At 67.4% G+C, this 24391-nt stretch carries 16 protein-coding genes and 1 other RNA gene; 12 read left to right on the top strand and 5 right to left on the bottom strand.

From position 1 onward, the window contains the following. Positions 1-3: 3 nt before the first annotated feature. From glmM to Poly30_RS08805, 3 genes are all read left to right on the top strand, one after another. A complete protein-coding gene (glmM, locus tag Poly30_RS08815) occupies positions 4-1386 on the top strand; it encodes a phosphoglucosamine mutase (RefSeq protein WP_419191140.1) in 1383 nt (460 codons plus the stop codon). A gap of 930 nt (positions 1387-2316) precedes the next feature. After that, complete coding sequence (locus Poly30_RS08810; protein ID WP_145196354.1) at positions 2317-2592, top strand: hypothetical protein; 276 nt, start codon at positions 2317-2319, stop codon at positions 2590-2592. Positions 2593-2607: 15 nt separating this feature from the next. After that, positions 2608-4029, top strand: a complete 1422-nt coding sequence (locus Poly30_RS08805) for a hypothetical protein (protein WP_145196352.1) — start codon at positions 2608-2610, stop codon at positions 4027-4029. 35 nt (positions 4030-4064) lie between these two features. Here Poly30_RS08805 and Poly30_RS08800 read toward each other — a convergent pair whose 3' ends face one another. Beyond that, positions 4065-4616, bottom strand: coding sequence for an ECF-type sigma factor (locus Poly30_RS08800; RefSeq protein WP_419191139.1), 552 nt, complete (start codon positions 4614-4616; stop codon positions 4065-4067). A 74-nt stretch (positions 4617-4690) separates the two neighbouring features. Here Poly30_RS08800 and Poly30_RS08795 point away from each other — a divergent pair, with 74 nt between their 5' ends. Continuing rightward, a complete protein-coding gene (locus Poly30_RS08795; protein WP_145196348.1) occupies positions 4691-7273 on the top strand; it encodes a serine/threonine-protein kinase in 2583 nt (860 codons plus the stop codon). A 16-nt stretch (positions 7274-7289) separates the two neighbouring features. Here the strand turns inward: Poly30_RS08795 and Poly30_RS08790 are convergent, their stop codons facing one another. Then, the gene (locus Poly30_RS08790) at positions 7290-9653 is read right to left on the bottom strand and encodes a hypothetical protein (RefSeq protein WP_145196345.1); all 2364 of its coding nucleotides are present in this window, start codon (positions 9651-9653) and stop codon (positions 7290-7292) included. Between the two features lie 306 nt (positions 9654-9959). Here Poly30_RS08790 and tsaB point away from each other — a divergent pair, with 306 nt between their 5' ends. Together tsaB and Poly30_RS08780 are read left to right on the top strand one after the other, a co-directional pair. After that, the gene (gene tsaB / locus Poly30_RS08785) at positions 9960-10670 is read left to right on the top strand and encodes a tRNA (adenosine(37)-N6)-threonylcarbamoyltransferase complex dimerization subunit type 1 TsaB (protein ID WP_145196343.1); all 711 of its coding nucleotides are present in this window, start codon (positions 9960-9962) and stop codon (positions 10668-10670) included. A gap of 9 nt (positions 10671-10679) precedes the next feature. Then, complete coding sequence (locus tag Poly30_RS08780) at positions 10680-12359, top strand: hypothetical protein (RefSeq protein ID WP_145196342.1); 1680 nt, start codon at positions 10680-10682, stop codon at positions 12357-12359. Here Poly30_RS08780 and argJ read toward each other — a convergent pair. Next, positions 12337-13515, bottom strand: a complete 1179-nt coding sequence (gene argJ / locus Poly30_RS08775) for a bifunctional glutamate N-acetyltransferase/amino-acid acetyltransferase ArgJ (protein WP_145196340.1) — start codon at positions 13513-13515, stop codon at positions 12337-12339. The genes Poly30_RS08780 and argJ overlap by 23 nt on opposite strands. Positions 13516-13715: 200 nt before the next feature. Between argJ and Poly30_RS08770 the strand changes: the two genes are divergently transcribed. Beyond that, positions 13716-14204 (top strand): hypothetical protein, encoded by a 489-nt coding sequence (locus Poly30_RS08770; protein ID WP_145196338.1) that lies wholly within the window; start codon positions 13716-13718, stop codon positions 14202-14204. Between the two features lie 116 nt (positions 14205-14320). Further along, complete coding sequence (locus Poly30_RS08765; protein ID WP_145196336.1) at positions 14321-16195, top strand: LamG-like jellyroll fold domain-containing protein; 1875 nt, start codon at positions 14321-14323, stop codon at positions 16193-16195. 146 nt (positions 16196-16341) lie between these two features. On the opposite strand, the gene Poly30_RS28280 is transcribed toward Poly30_RS08765, so the two are convergent. Then, positions 16342-16623, bottom strand: a complete 282-nt coding sequence (locus Poly30_RS28280) for a hypothetical protein (protein ID WP_419191138.1) — start codon at positions 16621-16623, stop codon at positions 16342-16344. 242 nt (positions 16624-16865) lie between these two features. On the opposite strand from Poly30_RS28280, the gene Poly30_RS08755 reads away from it, so the two are divergent. Together Poly30_RS08755 and ruvX are read left to right on the top strand one after the other, a co-directional pair. Then, positions 16866-20918, top strand: coding sequence for an AsmA family protein (locus Poly30_RS08755; RefSeq protein ID WP_145196334.1), 4053 nt, complete (start codon positions 16866-16868; stop codon positions 20916-20918). Beyond that, positions 20918-21379, top strand: coding sequence for a Holliday junction resolvase RuvX (gene ruvX / locus Poly30_RS08750; protein ID WP_145196333.1), 462 nt, complete (start codon positions 20918-20920; stop codon positions 21377-21379). The genes Poly30_RS08755 and ruvX overlap by 1 nt, the downstream gene beginning before the upstream one ends. Before the next feature lie 9 nt (positions 21380-21388). Here the strand turns inward: ruvX and Poly30_RS08745 are convergent, their stop codons facing one another. After that, entirely contained in the window at positions 21389-22276 is an 888-nt protein-coding gene (locus tag Poly30_RS08745; RefSeq protein ID WP_145196331.1) for an alpha/beta fold hydrolase, read from the bottom strand. Positions 22277-22391: 115 nt separating this feature from the next. On the opposite strand from Poly30_RS08745, the gene rnpB reads away from it, so the two are divergent. Both rnpB and Poly30_RS08735 read left to right on the top strand, forming a co-directional pair. Then, positions 22392-22796: RNase P RNA component class A (gene rnpB / locus Poly30_RS08740), an RNA gene on the top strand. Positions 22797-23459: 663 nt separating this feature from the next. Then, a complete protein-coding gene (locus tag Poly30_RS08735; RefSeq protein WP_145196329.1) occupies positions 23460-24263 on the top strand; it encodes a hypothetical protein in 804 nt (267 codons plus the stop codon). Positions 24264-24391: the final 128 nt, after the last annotated feature.

Genomic DNA, 24391 nt, shown 5'->3' with positions numbered 1-24391 from the left:
GTGATGAGCCAGGAGATCTTCGGGACGGACGGGATTCGCGGGAAGGCGCTGGAAGGGTGGCTGTCGGTCGAGGCCGTCGAGGCCCTGGGGCGAGCGGCGGGCACGGTCCTCGGCGTCGGCTCGGGGCACGCGGCCGAGGCGCTGATCGCCCATGATGGGCGCGCGTCGGCGAAGGCGCTCCAGGAAGCGCTCGCGCGGGGGCTCGCGGCCTCGGGCGTCGCCGCTCGAACCGCTGGGCTCCTCCCGACGCCGGGTCTCGCGTGGCTGACGGCGACCCAGGACGTGTCCCTCGGCGTGATGATCAGCGCCTCGCACAACCCGGCCGAAGACAACGGCATCAAGCTCTTCGCGGGCGCGGGCTCGAAGCTGACCGACGCGCAGCAGTCGGAGATCGAGATGCGTCTCCGCGAGGAGATGAACCGCGTCGATCCCGGCGGCCAGGCGGCCGGCTCCCTGGATCTCACCCACGACGCACACCTCGAGGACCTCTACGCCGAGCACCTCATCCAGCTCGCGAAGAGCGGCGAGCCGCTCGACCTCGCGGGCGCGAAGGTCGTGATCGACTGCGCGAACGGCGCCGCCAGTCACGTCGGCCCGCGCGTGCTCGAGGCGATCGGCGCCGAGGTCACCACGCTCTTCGGGGCACCGACCGGAACGAACATCAACGAAGGCTGCGGATCGACCTACCCGGAGCCGCTGCAGGAGCGCGTCAAGGCCCTCGGCGCCGACTTCGGCGTGGCCCTCGACGGTGACGCAGACCGCTGCCTGCTGGTGGACGAGAAGGGTGATCTCGTCGACGGCGACGCGATCATGGCGATCCTGGCCCGCGACGCGGCGGCCCGCGGCCTCTGGAGCGACCTGCGCATCGTGGCCACGGTCATGAGCAATCGCGGCCTGCATCGAGCCCTGGAGCCCGTGGGCGTCGGCGTGGTCGAGGTGGGCGTCGGCGACCGCCAGGTCGTCGAGGGCCTGCGCCAGAACGGACTGCGCCTCGGCGGGGAGAAATCCGGCCACATCATCTTCGGAGCCGACAGCGGCTTCATCGGCGACGGGCTACTGACAGCGCTGCACGTGCTCGGCGTCCGCGCGCGCACGGGCAAGACGCTCTCCGAGCTGGCTGCACCGTTCGTTCCTTTCCCCCAGGTGCTCCTGGGCCTCAAGGTGGCCGCCAAGCCAGCGCTGGAGACGCTCCCGATCTTCCAGGAGAAGCGGATGCGCTACGAAGAGGAGCTCGGCGCCGACGGCCGCGTGAACGTGCGCTACTCGGGCACGGAGTCCAAGGCGCGCGTGATGGTGGAAGGACCGGACGCAGCGCGCATCCAGGAGATCGGCGACGACCTCGTGGACACGCTGCGCGAGGAGATCGCGGCGCGGGCGAGCACTTGAGAACCTGAGCAAAGATGGCTCATGCTCGACGCGCATCCGCGTTAGCGGATGCGCCAGGGGCATCCAACGATGAGCAAAATGGACTTTTGCTCAGGCTGTGAGAGGAAGGGGCGGGGCGTCGCATCACGGGATTGGGTGATTCCTTTGCGGGTCTGCGGTCCGGATTGCGGTGGAGGAGCAGAGACGGGGTGCGGGGCTGGCCTGACGGCCAGAACTCCGCGGAATCGTCTCGAACGGACGACCTCCCCCGCTTCCTCCGAGAGCCAGCCTCGCCGCTGGCTCCTCCCATCGCCATGAATCATCCGCGTTCCCTCCCCGCGCGTTCCCTGTCACTCGGCCTGTCGCTCCTCTGGGCCTCAGTTCAGCTAATTCCGATGGCCGGGGCCCAGTCGAGCGCCCTGCTGGAGACCTCCCCCATGCTGTCGGCGGAGCTTTTCGCAGGCGACCACGATCGGCACGCGGCGCTTCACTTCACGGAGCACGCGGACGGAACCTGGGTTCGGGGGCGGACCTACAAGGCGCGCGTGTCCGGGTCGGGCTTCACCTACATCCCCTTCCTCGGGTCGGCGGCCCCTGAGAACTACCCGATCGATTTCAGGCTGAAGGCCGCGACACTCGGGGGCGAAGCGCTCGCCCTTTCCGAAGCGGCCAGCGTTTCCCGGAGAGGAGATCGATTTGTCCTCGATCGCGGCGCCGTCGAAGTCCTGTACGACTTCGCGCTGGAGTCCGTCGAGCAGAGTTTCTCGGTCGACGCTGCCGGCGCGAACGGTGACCTGGTGCTCGTCCTGGGCGTCGTCTCACCACTGGATGGCCTGGCGAACGCTTCGGGGCTCCGCTTCGAGTCCGGACTCGGCGGTATGGACTACGGCCTCGCCACTGCGATCGACGGCGGAGGCCGTAGTGCTTCCGCACCCATACGCTTCACGGGAAGTGCCATCGAGATCACGGTTCCCGCTGCGTTCCTCCGCGAGGCCCTGCGGCGGCGTCGTCGTCGATCCCCTGCTGACCACCTTCGCGGTCGATACGGCGAGCCAGGATCAGAGCTATCCGGACGTGGCCTACGACGCGACGACGGACCACTACACCTACGTCTACGAGGACCGCTTCTCAGGCACGGACAACGATATCTTCCGGACGACCCTGACCTCTTCGGGGACCTTCGCTCACAGCGGCTACATCGATGGAAGCTCCGCGAATTGGTATTGACCCAAGATCGCGAACTTGAACTGGGCCGATCGGTCGCTCATCGTGGCAGAGCGCCTTGGCTCCGCGGGGTCGAACGAGATCGTGGGCAGGATCTTCGGCGAAGTCACGCGCATCCTCGGACCGGAGATCATCATCGGTTCCGCGGCGGGCGGCGCGAACAACACGAGCCCGGACGTCGGCGGCAATCGCTCCCTATCCACGGGCCCCACCTTCCTGGTGGCCTGGTGCAGGGGGCTCTCGTCGTCCCAGTACTACGGCCGCTACCGGACCGTCACCTACGACGGCCAGCTGGGGCAGGAGCACTTCCTTGGCACCTCCAGCCAGGTCGTGACGTTCGACATCGCGGTCTCGAAGTCGACCGGAGACCCGCTGACGGTCAACACGTGGAACCTGGCGTACATCTATCGGGATACAGGTACGAACGACGAGCACGTGGACGCCGCCCAGGTCAGCGCGGCCGGCGTGCTCGTCAGCGGTCCGGCTCACATCTATAGCTCCCCCTACCTTTCCTGGGGCATCGACTTCGATGGCGTCGACGTCTCGGACGCGCTGCGCGTCGGATCCAGCGACCCGGTCTACGCCGTCAGTTTCCTTTCGAGCCCCTTCAGCCTCGTCCAGGTCCACCAGATCCTTCTCTGCCGGCAGACGAGTCGAGTCTATTCCTCCAACCTGATCGACGTCGAACATGCGCGTCCAGGTGAGCTCCGCGAGACCGCGACCCTTGGAACCACCAACGAGGAGTTTCTCGTGGGATACTCGGAGTCAGTGCCCGGTACGACGGACTACGCCTTCTACACGACGACGTTCGACCTCGTAGAAGGTAGTCGGGCCGCGATCTCGGAGAGGCGTACACAGCTCGGCACGTCGCCTCGCTATCCGAGAGGTGGTCCGATGATCGCTTCCCAGGCGTCCGGAGGGCGAGCGAGCCGTGAGTCGGCGATGGCGTGGTCCGGGAAGGATCCGGTCCAGCAGGACTACGAGATCATGGGAGCCACCCACCTCGCCAGCGGGCCCGACTCCGCCGCGTACCAGTACTGCTCCGGAGCGCCGAACAGCACGGGCCGCCGCGGCTTCATCGCGCTCTATGGCAACCGCTCGACCAGCGACCCGAAAGCGCTCGTCGCCGTGGACCTTCCGCGCTACTCCTCCGGATTCTTCTTCACCGGAACAGCCCAGGTCTACGTGATCCACCCCGGTGGAAGCCAGGGCGTCCTGTGCGTCGGCGGAGCGATCGGGCGGTATTCGAACTTCGTCGCATCGAGCGGTTCCACGGGGGTGATCAGCCTCAACATGGACCCGAGATTCCTGCCGACCAGCGCCGCGACGATGGCGGCGGTGTCGGGCCAGCGCCTCTTCGTTCAGCTCTGGCACCGCGATCGCGTGCAGGGCGTCATCACGTCGAACTTCACGAACGCGGTTTCGCTGCTGTTTCAGTGACCCTCGAACGGCCGCACGCTGCTCCGACCCGCCCGTCAGGGCGCAAGCTCGCTGTACAGCCAGACCTTGGCGAAATGCCAGTCGCTCTCCACGGAACGCAGCGAACAACCGAGTGACTCCGCGCATTCCGCGTGATCGAGTCCACCGAAGACGCGAAGCTCGACGATTTTCGCCATGCGCGCGCTGTGGACGGCCAGTCGCTGGAGTGTCTCGTCGAGTTCGAGGATGTCGAATGGGGTCCCGCCCCCCGGCATCAGGTCGATCTCGACATCGATGAGGTGAAGATCTCCACCCCGCTTCGCTGCGCCGCGACGACGCGCGGCGTCGACGAGCACCGACCGCATGACCTGGCTCGCCAGCAGGAAGAAGTGCTTGCGGTCGCTCCAGGCCACCTCCTTGCCCGCCAGCTTGAGCCACGCCTCGTTCACGAGCATGGTGGGGTGGAGGGAAGCACCCTTCGGCCCGGTGACCATCTGATGACGCGCGATCGCTCGGAGCTGGTCGTAGACCGTCGACCACACCGCCTCGGACGCAGCGGGGTCCCCGGCGGACATTCGTCGCATGAGATGGGTCAGTTCGTCGGCCACGAATACCATTGTCCTGGCCCGAACCAGAACTGGCAAGCTGCAGGACGCTCACCCTACGAACCGACCTCACCAGGATGAACCAAGACGATTGGACCGAACTCCGGCAGCTCTACGATGCCGCTCTCCCCCTGGATGACGAGGCGCGAGAGGCGTTCTTGAGAGAACGGTGCGAGGGTCGGCCGGAGCAACTGGAGCGCTTGCAGCGGCTGCTGGGCGCCGCTGCCAGGATGGACTCGAGGTTCCTGGAGGGCGTCGCGCCCCGTATCTTCATCCCCGATCGCACCGACCAGATCGATCCTGAGACGCTGAAGAACGGCCGTGTGGGCGACTACGAGATCCAGGAGCTGCTCGGCTCCGGCGGGATGGGGCTCGTCTTCAAGGCGGCGCACGACGGCTCGAAGCGCGTCGTCGCGCTCAAGACGCTAAGGGGTATCTTCGCCAGCGAGGACGAGATGCGGCGGTTCCGGCACGAGTTCCAGCTCCTCGCCCAGCTCAACCACCCGGGCATCGCGCGCTTCTATGAAGCGGGCACCCACGTCGTCGCGGGGCAGCCGCTCCCCTACTACACGATGGAACTCGTCGAGGACGGCCTCGCTATCACCACCTACGCGGCCCGCCAGCGCCTCCCCCAGGAGGCCCGGCTCGAGCTCATGGAGCAGTGCGCAAAGGCCGTCCACCACGGACACATGAAGGGCGTGATCCACCGCGACCTCAAGCCGAACAATCTCCTGGTCGATCGCGAAGGCACGGCGAAGGTCATCGATTTCGGTCTCGCGCGCCCCCAGGACTCGGGCGCGCTCGGCCTGTCGGCGCTCGAGACAGCGGAGGGCAGCCTCATGGGCACGCTTCCCTACATGAGTCCCGAGCACCTCAGCGGCAAGCCCCTCGCGATCGATGTCCGAAGTGACGTCTACTCACTCGGATGTATCCTGTGGGAACTCCTCTCCGGGCAGCCACCGGTTCCGCTCCGCGACATGAGCTTCCTGCGGGCGATCGCCCAGCTCCAGCAGGCCGATCCTCGGCCGGACGCGGCGCTCCCCCAGGAGCTCCGCTGGATCCTGTCGAAGGCCGTGTCGCGGGATCCTTCGCGCCGCTACGGATCGGCGGCGGAGTTCGCCGAGGACCTCGCGCGCTTCCGCGCACACGAACCCATCGAAGCGGCGCCGCCGAGCAGCTGGTATCGCATACACCGAATGGCCCGCAAGTACCGCGCGTTCCTGCTCACGATCGCCAGCATCATCGCCGCTCTGAGCTTCGGCCTCGTCCGCGCGAATCAGGCAACCGCCCGCAGTGAGAAGGATCGCCTCGACGCCATCTCGGCGCGCGACGAAGCGACGGAGCAGGGGAACATCTCGCGCACGCTCAACCAGTTCCAGACGCGCATGTTCGAGGCCCTCGGGAGCTACGCCATGGGCAGCGATGTTCGCGTCCGCGACCTCCTCGACGACCACGTCCCGAAGCTAGAGAAGATCGAGGACCCAAGGGCTCGACTGATCGCGAAGAGCCAGCTCGGGCGAGGGTACTTTCGACTCGGAGCACTCCCGAAAGCCGTCGAGCTGCTCGAATCGGCCAAGGACGAAGCGGCTTTGCTGTTCGAGCCCATGTCGGAATACCGCCTCGACATCGACCTCATGTGGGCGGACCTTCTCGAGGTGATTGGCCGCTATTCGGAAGCGATCGAGTTCACGAAGCTGATCAAACCGCGAGTCGAGCAGGCCTTCGGCTGGAACCACCCCCAGTATCACTATGTTCTGGTGAACCTGGGCATCTGCTACGGCCGCTCTGGCCAGCTCGAGGAAGCGGAGGCGGTCCTGCAGGAGTGCCTGGAAGTGGCGCGTGCGATGCAGCCGGCGAACGAGTCGATGGTCATGGCCGACCTGCACCGACTGGGCCAGAACGCCTCGACCAGGGACCGTCGTGACGAGGCGGAGGCGTACTACGTGGAAGCGCTTCAAATCGCGAGAGATCACGTCGCCGCGACCAGCCTCTTCCCCGTCACGATCCGCATGGACCGGGCCACGAACCTCCGGCTGATGGGACGGAGCAGGGACGCAGTGAGCGAGCTGTTGACGTGCAAGTCGGACTACGAACGGCTCGAGGGATCTGGCCGGAACCAGCTACAGGTGCGCGCGGCTCTCGCGAGCGCTTTGAGCGATGCGGGCCGAACGGAAGAAGCGCTTACCGAGATCGAGGAGGCGGAGGCGTTCACCACCGCGTTCGGCGATGAGCCGAACCATGCGACGTTCATGCTGGCCCTCACCAAGGCGGACTTCCTCGTTCGCATGGAGCGTTTCGAGGAGGCCGAGCCGCTGCTGGAGCGGAGCCGCGAACACAGCGCGAAGGTCTTCGGCAGCGCGGAGGCCCATCGCACGGACTTCCTGCGACTGGAGGGCAAGATCCACCGCAGCGCGGGGCGGCTCGACGAGGCAATCTCTACCGCGCGAGAGGAATGGGACCTCCGCAAGGCGACCGGCGGAGAGAGAGGCTTCAACACCCTCACGGCGCTCGGCATGCTCGTGCAGTATCTCGCCGAGAAGGGCGAAACGTCGGAGGCGCTGGCGCTCGCCCGTGAGCTCGTCGAACTCACGGACGAGAAAGATCCGAAGCACGCAGCTCGCGTCGACTTCCGCGACTCTCTGGCCAAGCAGTCGAGGTAGCTCGCGCGCATGCGCGTCAGAGCAGCAGCGACACCGCGTTCGTGAAGTTGCTTCCCCCCGGCGAATCGCGGTGCCAGGCCTGGAAGTTCCAGGTCTGCCCGGCCGCTCCGACCACGTTTCCGCTTGGTGCCCGCAGAGCCATGGGATCGATCGCCAACGTCGCGCGCCCCGTCGACCCTGTCGTGAAGATCTCCGCGCTCTGCGAGTAGCGTCCGATCGGCGCGCCCGAGATGCAGACGCGACCTGCGCTCCCTGCGGCCGGCACCGTGTCGAAGCCGCCCTGGCTCGTGAGGAAGAAGCCGAACTGACTCAGGGGCAGGCTCGACGCGTGCAGGGTCTTGGACGCGACCGGGCCCGCGCCGCCCGAGATCGAGATGAAACCGTAGTCTCCCGTGGAGTTCAGGGTGCCGTTGCAGTACTGGTAGCCGATGGTTGCCGGTTCTCCGACGCTGGCGACGATCCCCCGCATCTCGAAGGTGCCCGTTCCCGTTCGTACGGGAGCGATCACGCGGAAGGTCTCTCCCGGCAAGCCCGCAGAGAAGGAGGTGGCGATCGAAGCTGGGAACAGCGGTTCGCGATCACCTGCGTCCAGGAGGAGCGTTCGACGTTCGCTCACACCGACCTTGCCGGAGTTCGTCATGTGAACGCCGCTGAAGAGGTACTGGTAGTGATTCGATGCGGGGTCGTACTCGCGATAGGAGACCACGAACTGGGACGCCGTGGCCCCCACGCTCGGGTACGCCTGCTCGGGATTGAGCGGACGGTGCTCGCGGGAGCTCAAGAGAGAGGCCCCGAAGATCTCGTCGCGCTCCGCTCCGTAGACCCACACGTCGTCGCCGCCCGACGGGTTCGTCATGGACGCCGTCACGCAGTAGAGAGCCTCACCGAACAGCGGACCCGGCCGGCTCGTTAGACCCTCCGAAACATCGAGTCCTTGGATCCGAAATCCGATCGAAGGGGTGAATAGAGAAACGGGCGGACTCGAGAGCTGGTTGGTGTCCGTCCAGCGGGCGCCGTAGATCTTCTGAACTCCCGTGGCGAAGTCCTCACGCAGGAAGACGCAGCGCCATTCCCCGTTGCCTGGGCCCCCCGATGACCTGGAGATCGCGGGGAGCGTGAAGTCCTCGGTCGCGGATGGACCCGTCACGGACTCGAGGGTCGATACCGAGGGCGGCGTCGCGGTGCTGTGCGGCTGGACGGGCGTCACGGCAGCGCTTCGGATGACGCGTCGGCCGGGGACCAGGAGTTCGCGCTCCCAGACGATCTTGAAGAGCGAGGGCCCGCTCGACTTTCCGGCGACGTCGCATGCGTGGTTGTTCCACTGCCCCACGAACGTATCGCCGACGATGACCCGTGGGCTCAGGTCGAGGTTGCTGGAGCGGATGGCGACCGCGTAGACGTCGTTGAGTCCGCTCGCGTTCGCGCCGAGCGCCGTGACGAGGTACTGCCGGGATCCAGAGTCGCTAGCCACCTTCGGCAGAACCCAGTTCGCCGTGGTGAAGTCCACCCAGATGGCCGTGGTATTCGCGTTCACCTGGACGAAGCGAACGTCGTGATCGGTGGCCGAGAACGGAACGTCGAAGACGTAGCCGGTGCTCGTGGAGCCCATGCTGGACGTCGCCCCCAGAAAAGCAACGTCGGGCGTGATCGCGTCCTTCGCCAGGTTGAGGTACAGGCTCGTCGACGAGATGACTGGATCCACGGTGATGGGGTCGCTCGCCCCCGCGAGGAAAGCCCGGGGCACTTCGAGACGGACCTGCCCCTCGATCAGGTGAATGGGTAGCTCGAGTCGGCTCCCCGCAGCGTCGAAGACGACCGCGTGCTCGTAGTCCACCGCGCCCCAGGCGTTCTCGAACCGAACACCGGAGGAGGATTCCCTGGCAACGAGGTCCGTGTCGACGTCCACGTGAAGGACGAGGTTGCCCCGCAGTCCCGCGGCATTCAGAACGAAGCTCTGCTCGACGGATCCCATCGAGACGTCGTAGACCTCGTCGATCGGGCCCCGTCCGAGAATGACCCGATTCCCCTGGAGACGGACGCGAGTGGCTTCCGGAATTGGCATCGGCTCACCGGCGGCGGTCACGCTCGCGAGCCCGAACCGGACGGGGAAGTTGCGCGGTGCTTCGCTACCGAAGAAGGGCACGTAGGTGAAACCACCGATATCGGCGGAGGCCTTGAAGTGCCGCCCGCGGCACCAGAGAGTCCCGTCGTGCTCCTGGAACACCACGACGTCGGACTCCAGAGGAAGCTCTACGGAAGAGCCTTCCGCCTCTCCCGGAGAGTCGAGGAATTCGAGAGCAGGGGACGCGAACTGCCCGACCGCGAGAGGCGATCCGAAGAGAGCCATGGGAAGAAAGAGCGTGAGAGTCGTGGCGTTCATGGTGAAGAGTGCCCGGTTGGCGATCGCAGGAATCCGCCCCGCGTGAGGTGAGGGTCGCGAGCAAGAGGCTCGCTCGAGGCTTCACCGCAGGCCGCTCCGGGAGACCGCAGAGAAACTCTGGATTCAGGGCTACGCTCTACGGGATCCCCCCCGTTCGGACCGGCCCCTTGCTTTGGGCCCCTGCTCCGCTACCCCACCATCTCCAGGGCGCGTCGGCCGCCCTGGCGCGATCGCAAACGCTCGTGCGACCTCGAAACGAGCAAGGGAACTGCCCCCCCACGCCCACTCGCCTGCGATACTCCCCGGATGCCCCGCCTCGCCGTCGCCCTCGAGACCTCTTCGCGCCCGTCATCCATCGCCGTATCCATCGATGGAGGTCCGCCCCGGCTTTCGAGCCTGGACGAGTCGAAGTCGCACGCGAGCGACCTGCTCCCGCTCCTCGACGAGATCGTCCGCAGCGCTGGCGCCGAGGCCTCGGACATCGAGCGCATCGTCGTGGGCACGGGGCCAGGCAGCTACACCGGGCTGCGCGTGGGCTCGTCGACGGCCCTCGGGCTCTCGATCGGGCTCTCCGGGGAGGGCTCCGGCCCGGAGCTGCTCGGCATCTCCTCCTTCGAGGCGCTCGCCTACGCGGCCCTTCGCGCCGGAGAGCGCGCCGCTGTCCTTCGCAACGCCTTCGGCGGCAGCGTCTACCTGGCCGCCTACGGCCGCTCGCTCACGGGACTCATCCAGTTCCAGGAACCGATCTGCTGCGCGGCCGAGGAGGCCGTGGAGATCCTCGGGTCGGAGCGGATCTGGCTGGCGGACGACGGGGCCCTCAAGGCCATCGACGCCGTGATCCCCGAGAGCCGCCGCGGAAGCATGGAGGTTCGGAGCGAGGACCCGAATGCCGCGGCTCTGCTCTCCCTCGGCGCGCTGGAGTCTCCGACGAAGGGCACCTGGGACGAGCACCGCGGCGCGGACGGCGTGAAGCCTCTCTACCTGCGCGCGTTCGAGGCCAAGCTACGGCGCAGGTAGGTGGCGTCGATGTCCTCCGCCCCGCCCCTCGCTCTCCCCTCTCCCGCGCCACTCTCGGGCCGCGGCTGGATCGCGCTATGGCTTCTCATCGGCCTCGCGCTGCGCCTCTATCCCATCCTCTGGGGCTCCGCGATCCACGATCCGGACCAGTTCGCCCTGCACCCCGACGAGTCGAAGATCGTTCGCTACGCCGACGACTTCCCGGACTCCCTCGCGACGAACGAGGACTTCCGGTATCCGCTGCTCGTCCACCACGTGGGCTCCCTCGCCTGGTGGCCCGTCAAGACCGCGTTCGGCTGGGGCGACGACGGCGTGCTCGTGAAGTACTCCGAGGATCAGGACTGGATGCCCGACGGGGCATCGATGGTCGGCGACTGGAGCTACGAACGCGCGCTCCTGTTCCTGCGCGCGCTCCTCGTGCTGATCTTCGGCCTCGGTGGAACGCTGCTGATCCTGGCCTACGCCCGGCGGCTCGGCTTCGGCCGAGCAGGCCCTTGGATCGCTGCGGCGACCGCGCTCCAGCCGTGGCCCGTGGTCACCAACGCCGTGGTACAGACCGATACGGCAGGCGCGTTCATGCTGCTTCTCGTGTTCCACGTCGCGCTCGTCGTGGACCAGCGAAAGCGGTTCGAAGGGAGCGACGCGCTTCGCCTCGGCCTGGCGCTCGGCGCGGCCGTTGCGGCGCGCTACACGTCCGGCATCGGCGTGGTCGCAGTCCTCACGATCGCCGCGGCAGCGGTGCGCCGGGGTGACCTCTCGATCAGCCGCGGCGCGGCCTTCCTCGCGAAGACCGGCGCCGTCTCCCTGGCGACCTTCGTGGCGATCGTCCCCGGCTGCGTCTACCGGTTCGAGGACTTCAAGAACTCGATCGTCTACGAGTATCGCAGCAAGCAGGAGATCACCTCGTGGGATCTCGATCAGTTCTGGGACGCGCTCACCCAGTGCGCGCCCGTCTGGATCCTGGTCCCGTCGGCGGTCGGCCTGGCTCTCCTTGGGCGCGGCCACCGATCCGCCGCTCTGCTCGGAGCGATCCTGTCGCTCAGCGCTTACTTCGCGACCGCCGCCAAGGCGCTCGTTCCGGACTACTGCATGCCGCTCATGCCGCTCGCCGCCGCCTGCACGGGAATCACCCTGAGCACGTTGTCACGGTGGCGGCCAGCGGGAGCGGGCCGCGCCATCGCCGCGGCGTACGTGCTCTGCGCCCTCGGCATGACCGCAGCGACCGTGTATCAGCGCTATGCGTCGGACACGCGATACCGGGCCGACGACTGGATCAAGGCGCACATCCCCCCGGGCCCGCTCGGGTTCCCGCCCTCGGCGCTCGGCAAGAAACGAACGGCGCTTCGGGCCCCCGCCGGCTACGAGTTCGTCGACGTCCACACGAAGCCCGAATGGATCGTGTTCCCCCGGCGCCGCTTCCTGCCGATCTACAACGTCTTCGAGGACCCGAACTACTACCCGAGGTTCCCGTTCGACCCGGTGAAGCGCACGCTCGGCCGCCTCGGCCCCAGGGACTTCGACTTCTTCGAGGACGTGCTCTTCGAGCGGCGGCGCGGGTACAGGTACGACCTCGTGGAGACCATCGAGCGGTCCGACTGGCCGCTCGACTACCGGGGCTACGACGTGCGCATCTATCGCAAGTCGGCCGAAGACGGAGACGGCCCGCTCAGCTCCGATAGTCCGCGTTGATGCGCACGTAGTCCGCCGAATAGTCACAGGTCCAGCACTCGGCTTCTTCCGTGCCAGCGGCGAGGTCGAGTTCGATGCGGACCTCGTGATCCTTCAGCATGTGCTCGTGCGCGGCGTTCTCGTTCTCGGGGCACGGGACGCCCGCGCGGTAGACCTCGGCTCCGCCGATGCGCAGCGACGATCGCTGGGGGTCGAAAGGGACGCCCGCCCGCGCGGCGGCGGCGACGATGCGTCCCCAGTTCGGATCGCGTCCGTGCACGGCAGTCTTGACCAGCGGGCTCGTCCCCACCGTGCGGCCCACCAGGACCGCAGCCGCCTCGTCCGGAGCGCCGGTGACGCGGATCGAGAGAAGTCGCGTGGCACCCTCTCCGTCCGCGGCGATCTTGCGCGCGAGGTCCTGTGCCATTCGAGTGACCGCGGGTTCGATGTCGGGCGCCTCGCCGGCCAGACCGGTGCCCCATAGAACGACGGAGTCGTTGGGCGAGGTGTCGCCGTCCACGGTCATGCGCTGGAAGGAGCGCCCGTTGACGCGCTGCAGGAGCCCGCGCGGATCCTCCCCCAGGGACGCGTCCGTGAGGAGGAAACCGAACATGGTGGCCATGTCCGGATGGATCATGCCCGAGCCCTTGGCGAAGCCCATGAGGCGCGGACCGTCGCCGTCCTGACCGAGGGAATCGACCACCATCTTCGGCACGAGGTCGGTGGTCATGATGGCGCGCGAGAACTCCTCCGCTCCCCCTTCGCTCAAGCTGTCGCAAAGCCCGGGAAGCGCCGTGAGGATTCGATCCATCGGCAGGAGCGCTCCGATCACGCCCGTCGAGAAGAACAGGACCTCTTCCGGAGCGCAGCCGAGCCGCTCGGCCGTGCGGCGGGTCACGGTGCGGTTGTCCTCCAGCCCCTGGGGGCCCGTCGAGCAGTTGGCGTTCCCGGCGTTCACCACGATGGCGCGGACGTGCCCCCCGGAGGCTTCCAGCGAGGCGCGGGACACCGGAATGTGCGCGCCGAGCAACAGGCTCTTCGTGAACACGGCCGCGAGTGGGCGCGGCTCATCCGCCACCATCAGCGCGAGGTCGAGGCGCTGCTTGTTCTTGCGGATGCCGGAGTGGACGGCGGAAGCGCGGAAGCCGCGTGGTAGAAGGGGCTGGCTCTGGTTCATGGTGAAACCCCACCAGTATGCTCTTCGCGGAGGGATCCACCAAGACAGCAGTGAGAACGAAGGGCGCCATGGCCAGGAGTCTGCGCCACGGATTGCCGTTTCTCGAGTCCTTGCAGAGCCCGCGCCCGCGGCGTGGCACCCAAACCCGGTTTCGAAGAAGGCAGCGCATCCGGGGTGCCTGCCCCGGCGTATTCCTGGCCATGAAAGGCGTTCTCTTCGTCGTCTACTCGACCCGGGCCAAAGCAGAAGAAGCTCGCCGTCAACTGGTCGTGCAGCCCCCCTACTCGCGCCTGCAGGACACCAGGGTTCACGACCGGGACCTCGATCCCCTGCTCGGAGTCGACCTCGACGGGACCTCCGCCCAGCTCGCCAGGGAGGAGGATGTGCTGAGACGCTTCGCGGTCATTTTCGGAGCGAGCGTGCTGGCAGGTCTCATCATCGACCTCTCCGGTTGGCTGGGGGACATCGGACTGGTCGCAACGATGGGACTGGGATCCCTGGGGATCGCGCTCGGAACGCTCGCCGTGCTCTTCTCGCGCCACCAGCCGCTCGATCACGCGCTCCGGCAGGTGGATGACGAGATCGAACGAGGGCGCGTGCTGCTCACGATCCCGACCGACGAGGCCTGCCAGGAGATCGCGGACCGTACGGCCAGGGAGTCCGGCGGCCAGCAGATCTTCTCCGCGTGAGCCAGGAGTCTGCGCCATAGAATGCGATTCCGCGAGCACCGCCCGGATCCGCGCTCGCGGCGTTGCGCCCAACCCCAATGGCATCCTGGCGCCGAAGAATCGGCTAACCTGGGCCCATGATACGTGGCTCTCTCGGCGTCACCGCCCTTCTCTCTGTCCCCTTCGTCGTCGCGAGCTGGAGCCCGGATCGGGCCAGGAGCGCCTCCGCGGCGGAGCTCCTCTTGGAGCTCGATGGCCAGGGCCGGCTCGGAGGTTCGATGGCGGGCCGACTGAGGCGGGAGTCCCGTGTCGAAGTAGCGCCACTCGAAGCGGGTGGCGGCACCATCTTCAACGTGGCGGACGACGCGTTCGTCGCAGAGGACTTCCTCGAATTGCCGACCTCGGCCTTCACGGTCGAGGGCTGGGTCGCCGTCGAAACGCCCCGGCGCTGGGGCGGCATCCTGGGCGCGATCGAGGACAACGGCGCCTTCGAGAAGGGCTGGCTCCTCGGCTACGACGACTCGGCCTTCACCTTCGGGATCTCGACGGCGTCCACCGACGACGGCGACGGGCGCCTCGTCTACCTCCGCGCCGCATCCCCTTACCTGGTCGGCCGCTGGCACCACGTCGCAGCGACCTACGACGGAAGCACCTCGCGCCTCTACGTCGACGGCGTCCTCTCCGCCGAGTCCACCGAGACGCAGGGCCCCGCCCTGATGTCCGACTCCGCGCGGCTGACCGTCGGCGCGTACCGCGACTCAGACGAGTTCTATCCCCACGACGGTCGCCTCGCCGACCTGCGCTTCTACGACCGCGCCCTCGACGAGCCCGAGCTTCAGGCGGCTGCCGCCGAGGGCGCGGACCGCGCTGGCCGCGAGCCCTGGACCGACGCGCTCTTCGAGTGGACGATCCCGCCGTACCTGACCTGGCCCCGAACCGACGGCGTGAGCGTCTTGGCGGAGACTCGCCTCCCCGGTCTCGCCCGCCTCTACGTCCGAATGGACGACGAGCGCGCCTGGGTCGAGTTCGAGCCCGCGACCCCGACGCCAAGCACGATCCACGAGTTCGTCGTCAGGGGCCTCGAGCCGGACACGAAGTACTTCTACCGCATGTCCGCAACCGAAGCGATCGGCGGGCGACAGGAGACCACGGTGGATAGCGAGACGCGCTCCTTCCGCACCGCACCCGACCGCGACGACCGAGCGTTCACCTTCACCGTCGTCGGCGATACCCAGTCCCAGGGCGACGTGGCGAAGCGCGTGTCGGACCTCGCTTTCGAGCACCGCCCGAACTTCGTCGTTCACTGCGGCGACCTCGTCGACACCGGATCCACGCACGCGGACTGGACCGACACTTTCTTCCCGAGCATGCGCCCGCTCATCGAGCACGCGCCCCTCGTGCCCGTGCTCGGGAACCACGAGCAGGACGCTCGCCTGTACTACGACCTGATGTCGCTGCCCGAGCCAGAGCGCTGGTACTCACTGCGCTACGGGCACGCGGAGTTCTTCCTGCTCGACGGCAACCGCTCCCTGGCGGACCAGTCGGAGCAGTTGGAGTGGCTGAAGGGCGCGCTCGCCGACTCCGAGGCCACCTGGCGCTTCGCGGTCCTGCACCAGCCGCCGTACACGTCGGACTCCGACGACTACGGTGACACGACCGAAACGGGCTCCACCCGTGGTGACCTCAACGTCCAGAACATCCTCGGCTTGCTGGAGGCGCACGGCGTCGACCTGTGCTTCTCGGGACATGTCCATGACTACGAGCGGACCTTCCCCATCAAGGACGGCAAGGTGACCTCCTACGCCGACGGAGGCGTCATCTACGTGACCGCGGCCGGGGGCGGGGGACACCTGGAGGACTTCGACGCGACGAACACCTGGTTCGGGCACAAGAAGATGCGGCGGCACCACTTCGTGCACGTGGCCATCCACGGCGACCAGCTCGAACTCCAGGCGATGGACGAGGACGGGCGGCTCTTCGATGTGCTCGCCTTGACGCAGCGCGGGCGGTAGGAGTTCGCGCCCGGTTCGGAAGCGGGCCCAGGACCGAGCCCAGAACCGAGCCCAGAACCGGGGCACGAAAAAACCCTGCCCCGCGCCCATCGCTGTCGCCAGCAACCGCCCCGGGGCAGGGTCGGTTCGAACGAACCGCGTGACCTTTACAGGTCCTGCGGACGCAGCGTGGCGCGGCGGTTCTCGGTGGCGCGGTGCTCGGCCATCGTGATCATCTCGCGGACCTTGGCGTCAAGCGCACCGTAGAAGTCGGACGAGACGTTGAGGGACGCCATCGCCTTCGTGCGGCTCTTGCTGATGATGAGGTCGCCGGTTGCGGCCTTCTTCTTCGAGCCCTTCTTGCCAGCAGCCTTGCGTGCGGGGGCCTTGCGGGCGGGAGCTTTCTTGGACGCTTTCTTGGTCGAGCGTGAGGCTTTTTTCTTAGCCATGGTTCGTGGGCCGCTCCTTTGGAACGGCAAGGGTTCTTGGGGGGTGGTTTCCGGTGTGCGGTGGCATGTTGGAATCCGTGACGCTGCGCGAGGTTGGCTACCGGAAATGGCAATGTCAACGATCAGAATCGAAGGGTATCTGGCATTTCAGCCGCGAATCCGCAGGATGGCGGGTCATGGTTCGTACCGCTTCGGTCGACGATAGCCCTGGTGAAGTGGCCCGAAACGGCCGATAGAGCCCCGTGAAGCCCCAAAACGCCCCCGATACGAACGACGGAGACGGTGCAGCGAACACCGATCTGAAGGCGTATCCGTCGCGAACCGCGAGAGTCGGGAAATCCGTCCAGCGCGGCGTTTTCCGGGCGATTCTCGGCCTTGGGTGGCTTTCCTTCGCGCTGATCGCCGTCGCCACGATCATCGAGCACCACCCGAACCTCGAGCGCTGGATCGCGGACGCCGTCGCGGAGCGCGTCGAAGGCCCGCTCGGCCAGAAGGTCGAGATCGACGATGTGGACGTCCTCTGGCTTAAGCGAAGCGTCGCCATCACCGGCCTTTCCATGGGACCGAGCGCCGGCGTGAACCCGCGCGGCGGAGGCGCCGAAGTCCCGCGCGAGGACCCCCGGCAAGGGCTCATGGCTCGCCAGATCAGCCTCCGCTTCGGGTGGTCGCTCACCCGCGGAGTCTACGCAGACCGAGTCGATGTCGACGGCGGCTCGATCCTCCTGTCCGAGTCCATGTCCCGCGGGCTCCAGGATTCAGGGTCTGAATCCGAGGGTTCTACCGTCGACCTCCTCGCCCAGAGCCCCGAGGTCGCCCTGCGCGACTTCGCGATTGCGCTGGCCCTCCCAGGGGGCCGAACGATGCACCTCGGGACGGCCAACGTGTCACTGACCCAGCCTTCCAGTGAGGCGACCGGTTCGGTGGGAACTCGAATCTCTGGACGCTTTACTCCGAGCCTCCGGATCGGCGAGTTCGGCGACCCCCCGCCCCAGGAGGACGGCCAGGGCAATATATGGATCAGCGGAACCGTCGGCGCCGATCGGATCGCACGCGTCAGCGGCGTGGCGAGGTCGCTGGCGCTCTCCCTCGAGCCCGTGGGCGACATCGCGCCCGTGAGTGCGCTGGCTCGATTCGAACCGAGAGCTCGGCTCGATCTCACGCTGGAAGCCACTTACGAACTCGATCATTCGGTGCTCCCGGCCGTGGCCGCCAGGATTCAGATGCGCGAGGGCAGCCTGGTGCTCCCCTGGCTGGAAGGGTCGCGCTCGCGCCCTGTGACGGGCGTCGACCTCCTCGCCGAGGTCGGGTTCGACCCTGAAGGCGCGTCCGACGCGCTCGACCCGAGCGCATGGAGCGCCGGCGGCACGCTGACCGCACAGTGGGAGGAACTCGAGGGAAACGCCGCGTTCCGCGCGGGGACCCGCGCGCCGCAGGGGTCGACCCTCGAAGTCTGGGTCGATATCCCCGGCGCGCCGCTCGGGGAGAGGCTGAGTGAACTCGCCGCCGGGCAGGAGGGCATCGTCGAGCTGGATCGCATGCTCGCGCCGGAAGGGTCCGCGGACGTATCGATCGGCGTCAGGATCCCGACGGTTCAAGTGCCTGACCAGCCCGTCTCGCGGTCGCTGGAACGCCTGATCCTCATTCGCGCCCGCGGCGACGCGAGCCTCGCATACCACGGTGGAATCGATCGGCGCACCGGACGTCGCGACATCGGTTTCCCCCTCCCGGTCCGCCGCGTCGTCGGCGACGTGACGTGGAGCATCCGGCCCGAAGGCCGCTTCCCCGGACAGCTCGCGTTCTACGATATGTCGGGCACGCACTCCGGCGGTCCCGTCGACGTTCAGGGTTCGCTCCACTTCACCCCCATCTGGCGCTTCGCCGACGAATCCCTCATCGACCTCGTCCCGACGCCGTTCCACCTCGTGGTGACGAGCCAGCGCCTTCCCCTCGACCGGGACTTCGAGACGGCGATGCGCGGGCTGTACGGCGTTCCGGAGGTCGCCGAGCTCATCCCCACTTGGAGCCCCGGAGGCGGCACGCTCGATCTCCAGCTCGAGCTGTGGCGCACCGTCGACCGGCGCGAACTCAGCATGGACCTCGATACGACGCTCGCCGGCGTGGGCTTTCGCTGGCGCGAGCTGCCCATTCCGATCGAGGGCGCGACGGGGAGCCTCAGGATCCAGACCGATGGCGGAGGGCCGGAGCGCGGGCGAGCCCTCGTGCAGTTCGACCTGGAGGCGACGACCCCGATCGCTCGCGAACCGCTGCACGTGCACGGACGCGTGGCGGGCCAGGGTGCGCCGGAAGGGAACGCGCGCAGCGTCAGCTGGATCGAAGTGGACGCCCGTCGCGTGAACGGTCGATCCCCGGAGCTCCGGGAGGAACTGGCGCGCAAGAGCCCCGACGCTGCCGCAAGCCTCGACGCCACGGGCGTCTCGGGCTTCGTGGACCTCTTCCTCACGGCCGTTCAGCCCCTGCCATCGCTCGAAGCCGCCGCTCTTCGGGCGAGCCTCGCGAGCCCCGACACCGGCGAGTTGCCAGGCCTCGACGCCTACCTCGGGGGCATGGAGATTCACGCCGAGATCCGGCCGAACGACTCCCGCGGCGGCCTGAGCGTCCAGCCGACCCAGTTCCCGATCATCACCCGCGAGGTGCAGGGACGACTCCTCGCGACGGCGCTGATGCCGCCCGAGGTTCTCCCGGACCCCTCGGGCCCCGACGCGCCGCACATGGCCATGTCGGCGGCCATTCAGGGCCAATGGCGCCAGGTCGGCCCGAGCGTTCCGATCGTCTCGCGCATCACCACCTCCGGCGACGGCCCCGTTCGCCTGTCAGCGTTCGGCGCAGGGCTCGACATCGCGAACCGAAGCCTCGTCGGGTCCCTCACGAACGCGGCGCGCGCGGCGAGTTCGGCGGAGGGCGGGATGGACCCCGTGGACACGGACGGCATCGACGTCGCGGGACGCGTGGACTTCGCCGCCGCCTTCACGCTACCCGAAGCCCCGGGCCTGCCCACCACCGATAGCGTGATCGGAGTCGAAGCGCGCCTCGACAAGCTCGGCGTCGGCGGCAGCCAGATCCTGCGAGATGTGTCCGCGCACTTCCGATTCGACGCCGCGACCGAGGAGTGGATCGGTGAAGAGATCGACGCTCGTCTCGGCGAAACGGCGATCCAGCTGTCGGGGCTCGTCTACCAGCCTGAGCCCGACGGGTCGACGCTGCGCGCTCGCCTGAGCGCAAGGGGACTCCCCATCGACCGTGAGCACCTGAGCTTCTTCCTCGACGAGGAGACCCTGCGCACGGTTCTCGACGATCTTCGAGCGAGCGGCACCTTCGACATCGACGGAGCCTGGCTCGAGTTGACCGAGCGCCGCGACGGAACCCGGCACGTCGAACTCGACGGACAGATCCGGATCGAGGACGCCTTCATCAACCTGGGCGCTCCGATCGAGGTCGCGCTCATCGAGTCGATGGACCTGCACCTGAACCACGAGGGAAAGGAACTCCGCTCTCGCGCGACCATCGACGGCCTCTTCGGCGCGATCGCCGGCAGGCGCCTGGAGAACGCCCGGATGCAGATGACCTATGTCGGCCAGCGGCTCGTGATCGAGGCCTTCGACGGTGGCTTCGAGGGCGGTCGCCTGCGCGCGCTCGGGAGCGACGTCGCGCGGGGGGCCGACCTCTTCGCCATGGACCTGAAGGCTCCCTTCCCCTTCCGCCTCGCCGCCCAGATGAGCACCGTCGACATCGGCGAGTTCCTCCGCGGCGTCTTCGACTCCAACTTCGCCAACCGAGGTGAGATGGACCTATCGATGAGGCTCGCAGGCGACTTCGAGCACCTCATCGAGATGCGCGGCGGCGGCAAGATCACGATCCGGGACTCGGCGCTCTGGGCCATCCCGGTCTTCCAGGCGCTCTCCCAGCGCCTCGGCATCGACACCACGGTGCTGTTCCGGGAACTCATCTGCGAGTACACCATCGAGGACGGTGCGCTGCTGCTCGACCGGATGCGCGTGGACAGTGACCTGCTCTCGCTCGTGGGAAGCGCCTCGATGACGTTCGAGGGCGACGTGACCAGTGACCTGGAAGTGCGCTATCGGCTCGTCGACGCGCTGGGTCCTCTCACGCGGCTGCTGTACCGCATTCAGAACAGCCTGCTGCGGGTCTCGGTCCGCGGAACGATGGACCGCCCGACGGTGGTGCTGCGCGGCCTGATCTCCCAGTTCTTCGCGCCGAGCGACGAGCGCGACCGACTTCCCTTGCCGGGCTTCAGCGAACGGCCCGCGCGCTTCTGATGACAGCTTCCCAGGGGACTCCGGGTCCCAAGAAAGGCCCCAGGAAGGGCGCGCTCGGCGTCGACCACGGCTCGAAGCGAACGGGCTTCGCCGCCACCGACACGATGAGGCTCGTCATCACGCCGCTGGACGCGCCCGAGGGCGGCGATCCGGCTGCGCTGAAGGAGCTCGCGAAGCTCCTGGGCGAGCGCGACATCAGCCACCTAGTCGTCGGCTATCCGTGGAACATGGACGGCACGAAGGGCGGGCGGGCCGCCGAGGTGGACCGCTTCATCGCCGAGGTGGAGGCGCGCTACCCGGAACTCGTGATCGTCCGCCAGGACGAGCGACTCTCCACCAAGGAAGCAGAAGAGCGGCTGCGCGAGGCCGGCTATCACGGGAAGGATCGCAAGGCGCGACGTGACCCGTGGAGCGCGATGGTGCTGCTCGAGGACTGGATCCGCGAGGGCGAACCGGCCTGACGCGCCGGGCTACAGGAGGCCCGCAAGCCAGCTCACGATGCCGGCGCGCACCTCGGCGCTCTTCTTGTCGTGAACCGGATGATGGCGCTGACCGTCGAGGATCCGGACCTCGACCTTCGAGCCTGACTGCGCCGCCGTGGGGCCGGGGTCACTGATCGAATCTTCGCTGCCGTGCAAGAAGAGCGTCGGCACGTTCAGCGCGCTGACCTTCGGCAGGTGCTCTCGGGCGCTGCGCTCCGCCTCATCGATGGCGCGCAGCGTGATCTGGTCGTGGGTCAGCTCCGAAGCGGACCACGCGGTCGCCTGGGCGGCCGCAGACGTCAGGGCGTCGGCCGTGTAGCCGGTGCTTCCGACGCTGTCGGGGCCGATCTTCTTGAAGAACTTCGAGAAGCCCTTGGGCGCCGCTGGACGCACGAAGGCTGGCTTCCAGAGCGGAGCGATCAGGACGAGTCCCGCGAGAACACCGGGATGGTCGACCGCGTAGGTGGCCGCGTAGTTGGCCCCGAGCCCGATGCCCACGAGAACCTTCGGCTCGTGCGGCATGCGGTAGGCGAGGTGGTCCTGGATCTCCTGGATGTCGCGACACACCTCGCGCAGGCCGTTCGAATGACCGCGGGTCCCTTCGGTCAACCCATGACCGCGCAGATCGGGGAGCGCGACGGCCCAGCCCGCCTCAGCGAGATCGCTGGCCAGCGACTTGTAGCGGTCGCCGGTGTCCCCTGCGTCGTGGATCACCGTGACCGCGCCCTTCGGCTCGCCGCGAGCCGCCAGCTCGAGCACGGTGAGCAAGAACATCCCCTTCATCGAGGAGTGCGATAGACCTTCGGCCACCTCCCCCGTCTCGGTCGAGTCGCGCAGCTCCAGGTTCGTGAGGAAGAAGTCGTCTTCGATCGCCATCGTTTCGCCAGGGAAGGGTGGGCCGCGGGGAGGGCCGTGGAAGAGAGGTGGTCCGTTCAGATGTGCGGATCAGCGTGATGCTCTCCGCGTTCGGGCAGTATGATGCCGCGCGGTGCGAGAAGCTGGGGCAGTCGCTCCGCGGAGCCTCCATTTTTGGGGACGATCGCGGGGAGGAAAGTCCGGGCTCCATGGGCGAAGGTGGTTGTTAACGGCAACCGGTCGTGAGGCCAGGGAAAGTGCAACAGAGAGGAGACCGCCGATCACGCTCCGAAAGGGGCGCAGAGGCAAGGGTGAAACGGTGCGGTAAGAGCGCACCAGCGCTCCCGGTGACGGGAGCGGCTTGGTAAACCCCACCTGGAGAAAGACCAAATAGGGAAGGGCATGTGGCGCCAGCCTGCGTCCAGTTTCCTTTCGGGTTGGTCGTTCGAGGCCGGCGGCGACGTCGGTCCCAGAGAAATGACTGTCGCGTCGCTCCCTCGGGAACGGCGTACAGGACCCGGCTTACAAGGCTTCTCGCACCATTTTCTTTCCTAACGAAAATTTTAGGAACCTGCCCAGTCGATGCGCGGTCTGCCCCAGCGTCGCAGCACACCCCCAACGGGTTGTATTGCAGTGACTTGGGAACGGACGGCCGAGGGAAGTTCCGCGGCCCGCTGCTGCGCGACGAAGGCACTTCATCTAGCGCATGCACCCTCTTCCCACGCAGGATCTTGCACTGGGTGCCTTGACGGATCTTGCTGATCCCCTCATTCTGAGGACGCGTGGCCGATCTTTCTTGATCGGCAGCGCGATGCGGGGCAGCGCTTGCGCTCCCCGGGGCCCGAAAAAAACAAGGCTTGGGAAGGCCACCGCACATGACCTTCCCCAGCGAGCTGCGCGGGGTGACCCGGGGATCACCCACCAGGGGTTCACCCGATCCTCCTTGCGGACCATCCCGCTGGGATGATCCTTGGGATCATCCTTTGGGACCGTCTCTTTGGGACGGGTTCCGCGCTGCCCACTGCGAGAGGCGCGCTTCGCACAGCCGCCTCCCGATCGCCTCTGAGCCGTGTGCATCGGCCTGGTTCCAGCCCACCTTTCCAGAAGGTTCGAAATTTCTTCGGACGCCCTGGATGCGTGGCCTCGGGAGCGAGTCCCCCACGATCCCTCACTTTTCCCCAGCCCTCGCCACCGACTCGACGCCATGGAATTCGTTTTCGTCGTCCCCAGGACCGCGCTGTTCCCGGAGCATGCTCCGCACGGCCTTTGCCTCTTCGGCAGCGGGACGGGTGGCTGGACGGGACCCCTTTGGTCGCGAGAGCAATTCGACTCGTGTGTCCGAGAGGAAGGATTCTTCGTCGAGCGTCCGTACGCCGAGCGCACGCCGAGCCTCAAGCAGGTGATCCCTTACACCGTCGTGGTTCGTGGAGAGGAGGTGCTCCTTCTCCAGCGGACGAAAGGCGGCGGCGACGCCCGCCTTCACGACAAGTTGACCCTTGGCGTCGGGGGTCACGTGAACCCCATCGATGCTGTCCCCGCTGTAGTCCCCGCTGTAGTCCCCGCTGGCGTCCCCGCTGGCGCGTCCGCTGGCCCAAGGGCCGAGCGAGTTCTGGACCCGTTACCCGCGGCCACGCGCCGTGAAGTCATGGAAGAAGAGCTTATCGTGACCGGCGAGACTCGCCTGGTCCCGGTGGGGCTCATCAACGATGACACCAACCCGGTGGGCGCCGTCCACGTTGGCTTCGTTCAGGTCCTCCACCTTCTCGGTGGGGACGCGCGGATCCGCGAGGTCGAGCAGCTCCAGGGTGAGTTCGTCCCCTTTGCCGAGCTGCAGTCGCGGCTCGAGGGCGGCGCCAACTTCGAGACCTGGTCCAGCCTCCTTGTACCCCACCTGGATCAGATCCTCGCCCTCTCCTCGAACGGTGCCTCTTCCGAAGGGTCCACCGCGCACGAGGATGGCGGCCCCACCCATTCCACGACGTCCGAGAAAGCGACCGCAACCGTCTGAGTCCGAAGCCGCCGGTTCGCACGCCGGTGGATTCTGCAAGGACGTTCGTTTTCGAAGGCGCCACTTTCCGCGATCGCGATGGTTTTTCATCGAGAGCGCACCGCACAGGAGAATCGCGCGCAAGCGCA

Source organism: Saltatorellus ferox (genome assembly GCA_007751475.1).
In the GTDB taxonomy this organism is placed as follows: Bacteria; Planctomycetota; UBA1135; order UBA1135.
The sequence above is the reverse complement of the archived record's forward strand: the minus strand, read 5'-3'. Positions and strand labels throughout refer to the sequence as shown.

What these genes read in the sequence shown, in the direction of transcription:
- glmM (WP_419191140.1), top strand. Translation starts at nt 4, where the DNA reads ATGAGCCAGGAGATCTTCGGGACGGACGGGATTCGCGGGAAGGCGCTG.
- Poly30_RS08795 (WP_145196348.1), top strand. Translation starts at nt 4,691, where the DNA reads ATGAACCAAGACGATTGGACCGAACTCCGGCAGCTCTACGATGCCGCT.
- Poly30_RS08790 (WP_145196345.1), bottom strand. Translation starts at nt 9,653, where the DNA reads ATGAACGCCACGACTCTCACGCTCTTTCTTCCCATGGCTCTCTTCGGA.
- tsaB (WP_145196343.1), top strand. Translation starts at nt 9,960, where the DNA reads ATGCCCCGCCTCGCCGTCGCCCTCGAGACCTCTTCGCGCCCGTCATCC.
- Poly30_RS08780 (WP_145196342.1), top strand. Translation starts at nt 10,680, where the DNA reads ATGTCCTCCGCCCCGCCCCTCGCTCTCCCCTCTCCCGCGCCACTCTCG.
- argJ (WP_145196340.1), bottom strand. Translation starts at nt 13,515, where the DNA reads ATGAACCAGAGCCAGCCCCTTCTACCACGCGGCTTCCGCGCTTCCGCC.
- Poly30_RS08770 (WP_145196338.1), top strand. Translation starts at nt 13,716, where the DNA reads ATGAAAGGCGTTCTCTTCGTCGTCTACTCGACCCGGGCCAAAGCAGAA.
- Poly30_RS08765 (WP_145196336.1), top strand. Translation starts at nt 14,321, where the DNA reads ATGATACGTGGCTCTCTCGGCGTCACCGCCCTTCTCTCTGTCCCCTTC.
- Poly30_RS28280 (WP_419191138.1), bottom strand. Translation starts at nt 16,623, where the DNA reads ATGGCTAAGAAAAAAGCCTCACGCTCGACCAAGAAAGCGTCCAAGAAA.
- ruvX (WP_145196333.1), top strand. Translation starts at nt 20,918, where the DNA reads ATGACAGCTTCCCAGGGGACTCCGGGTCCCAAGAAAGGCCCCAGGAAG.
- Poly30_RS08745 (WP_145196331.1), bottom strand. Translation starts at nt 22,276, where the DNA reads ATGGCGATCGAAGACGACTTCTTCCTCACGAACCTGGAGCTGCGCGAC.
- Poly30_RS08735 (WP_145196329.1), top strand. Translation starts at nt 23,460, where the DNA reads ATGGAATTCGTTTTCGTCGTCCCCAGGACCGCGCTGTTCCCGGAGCAT.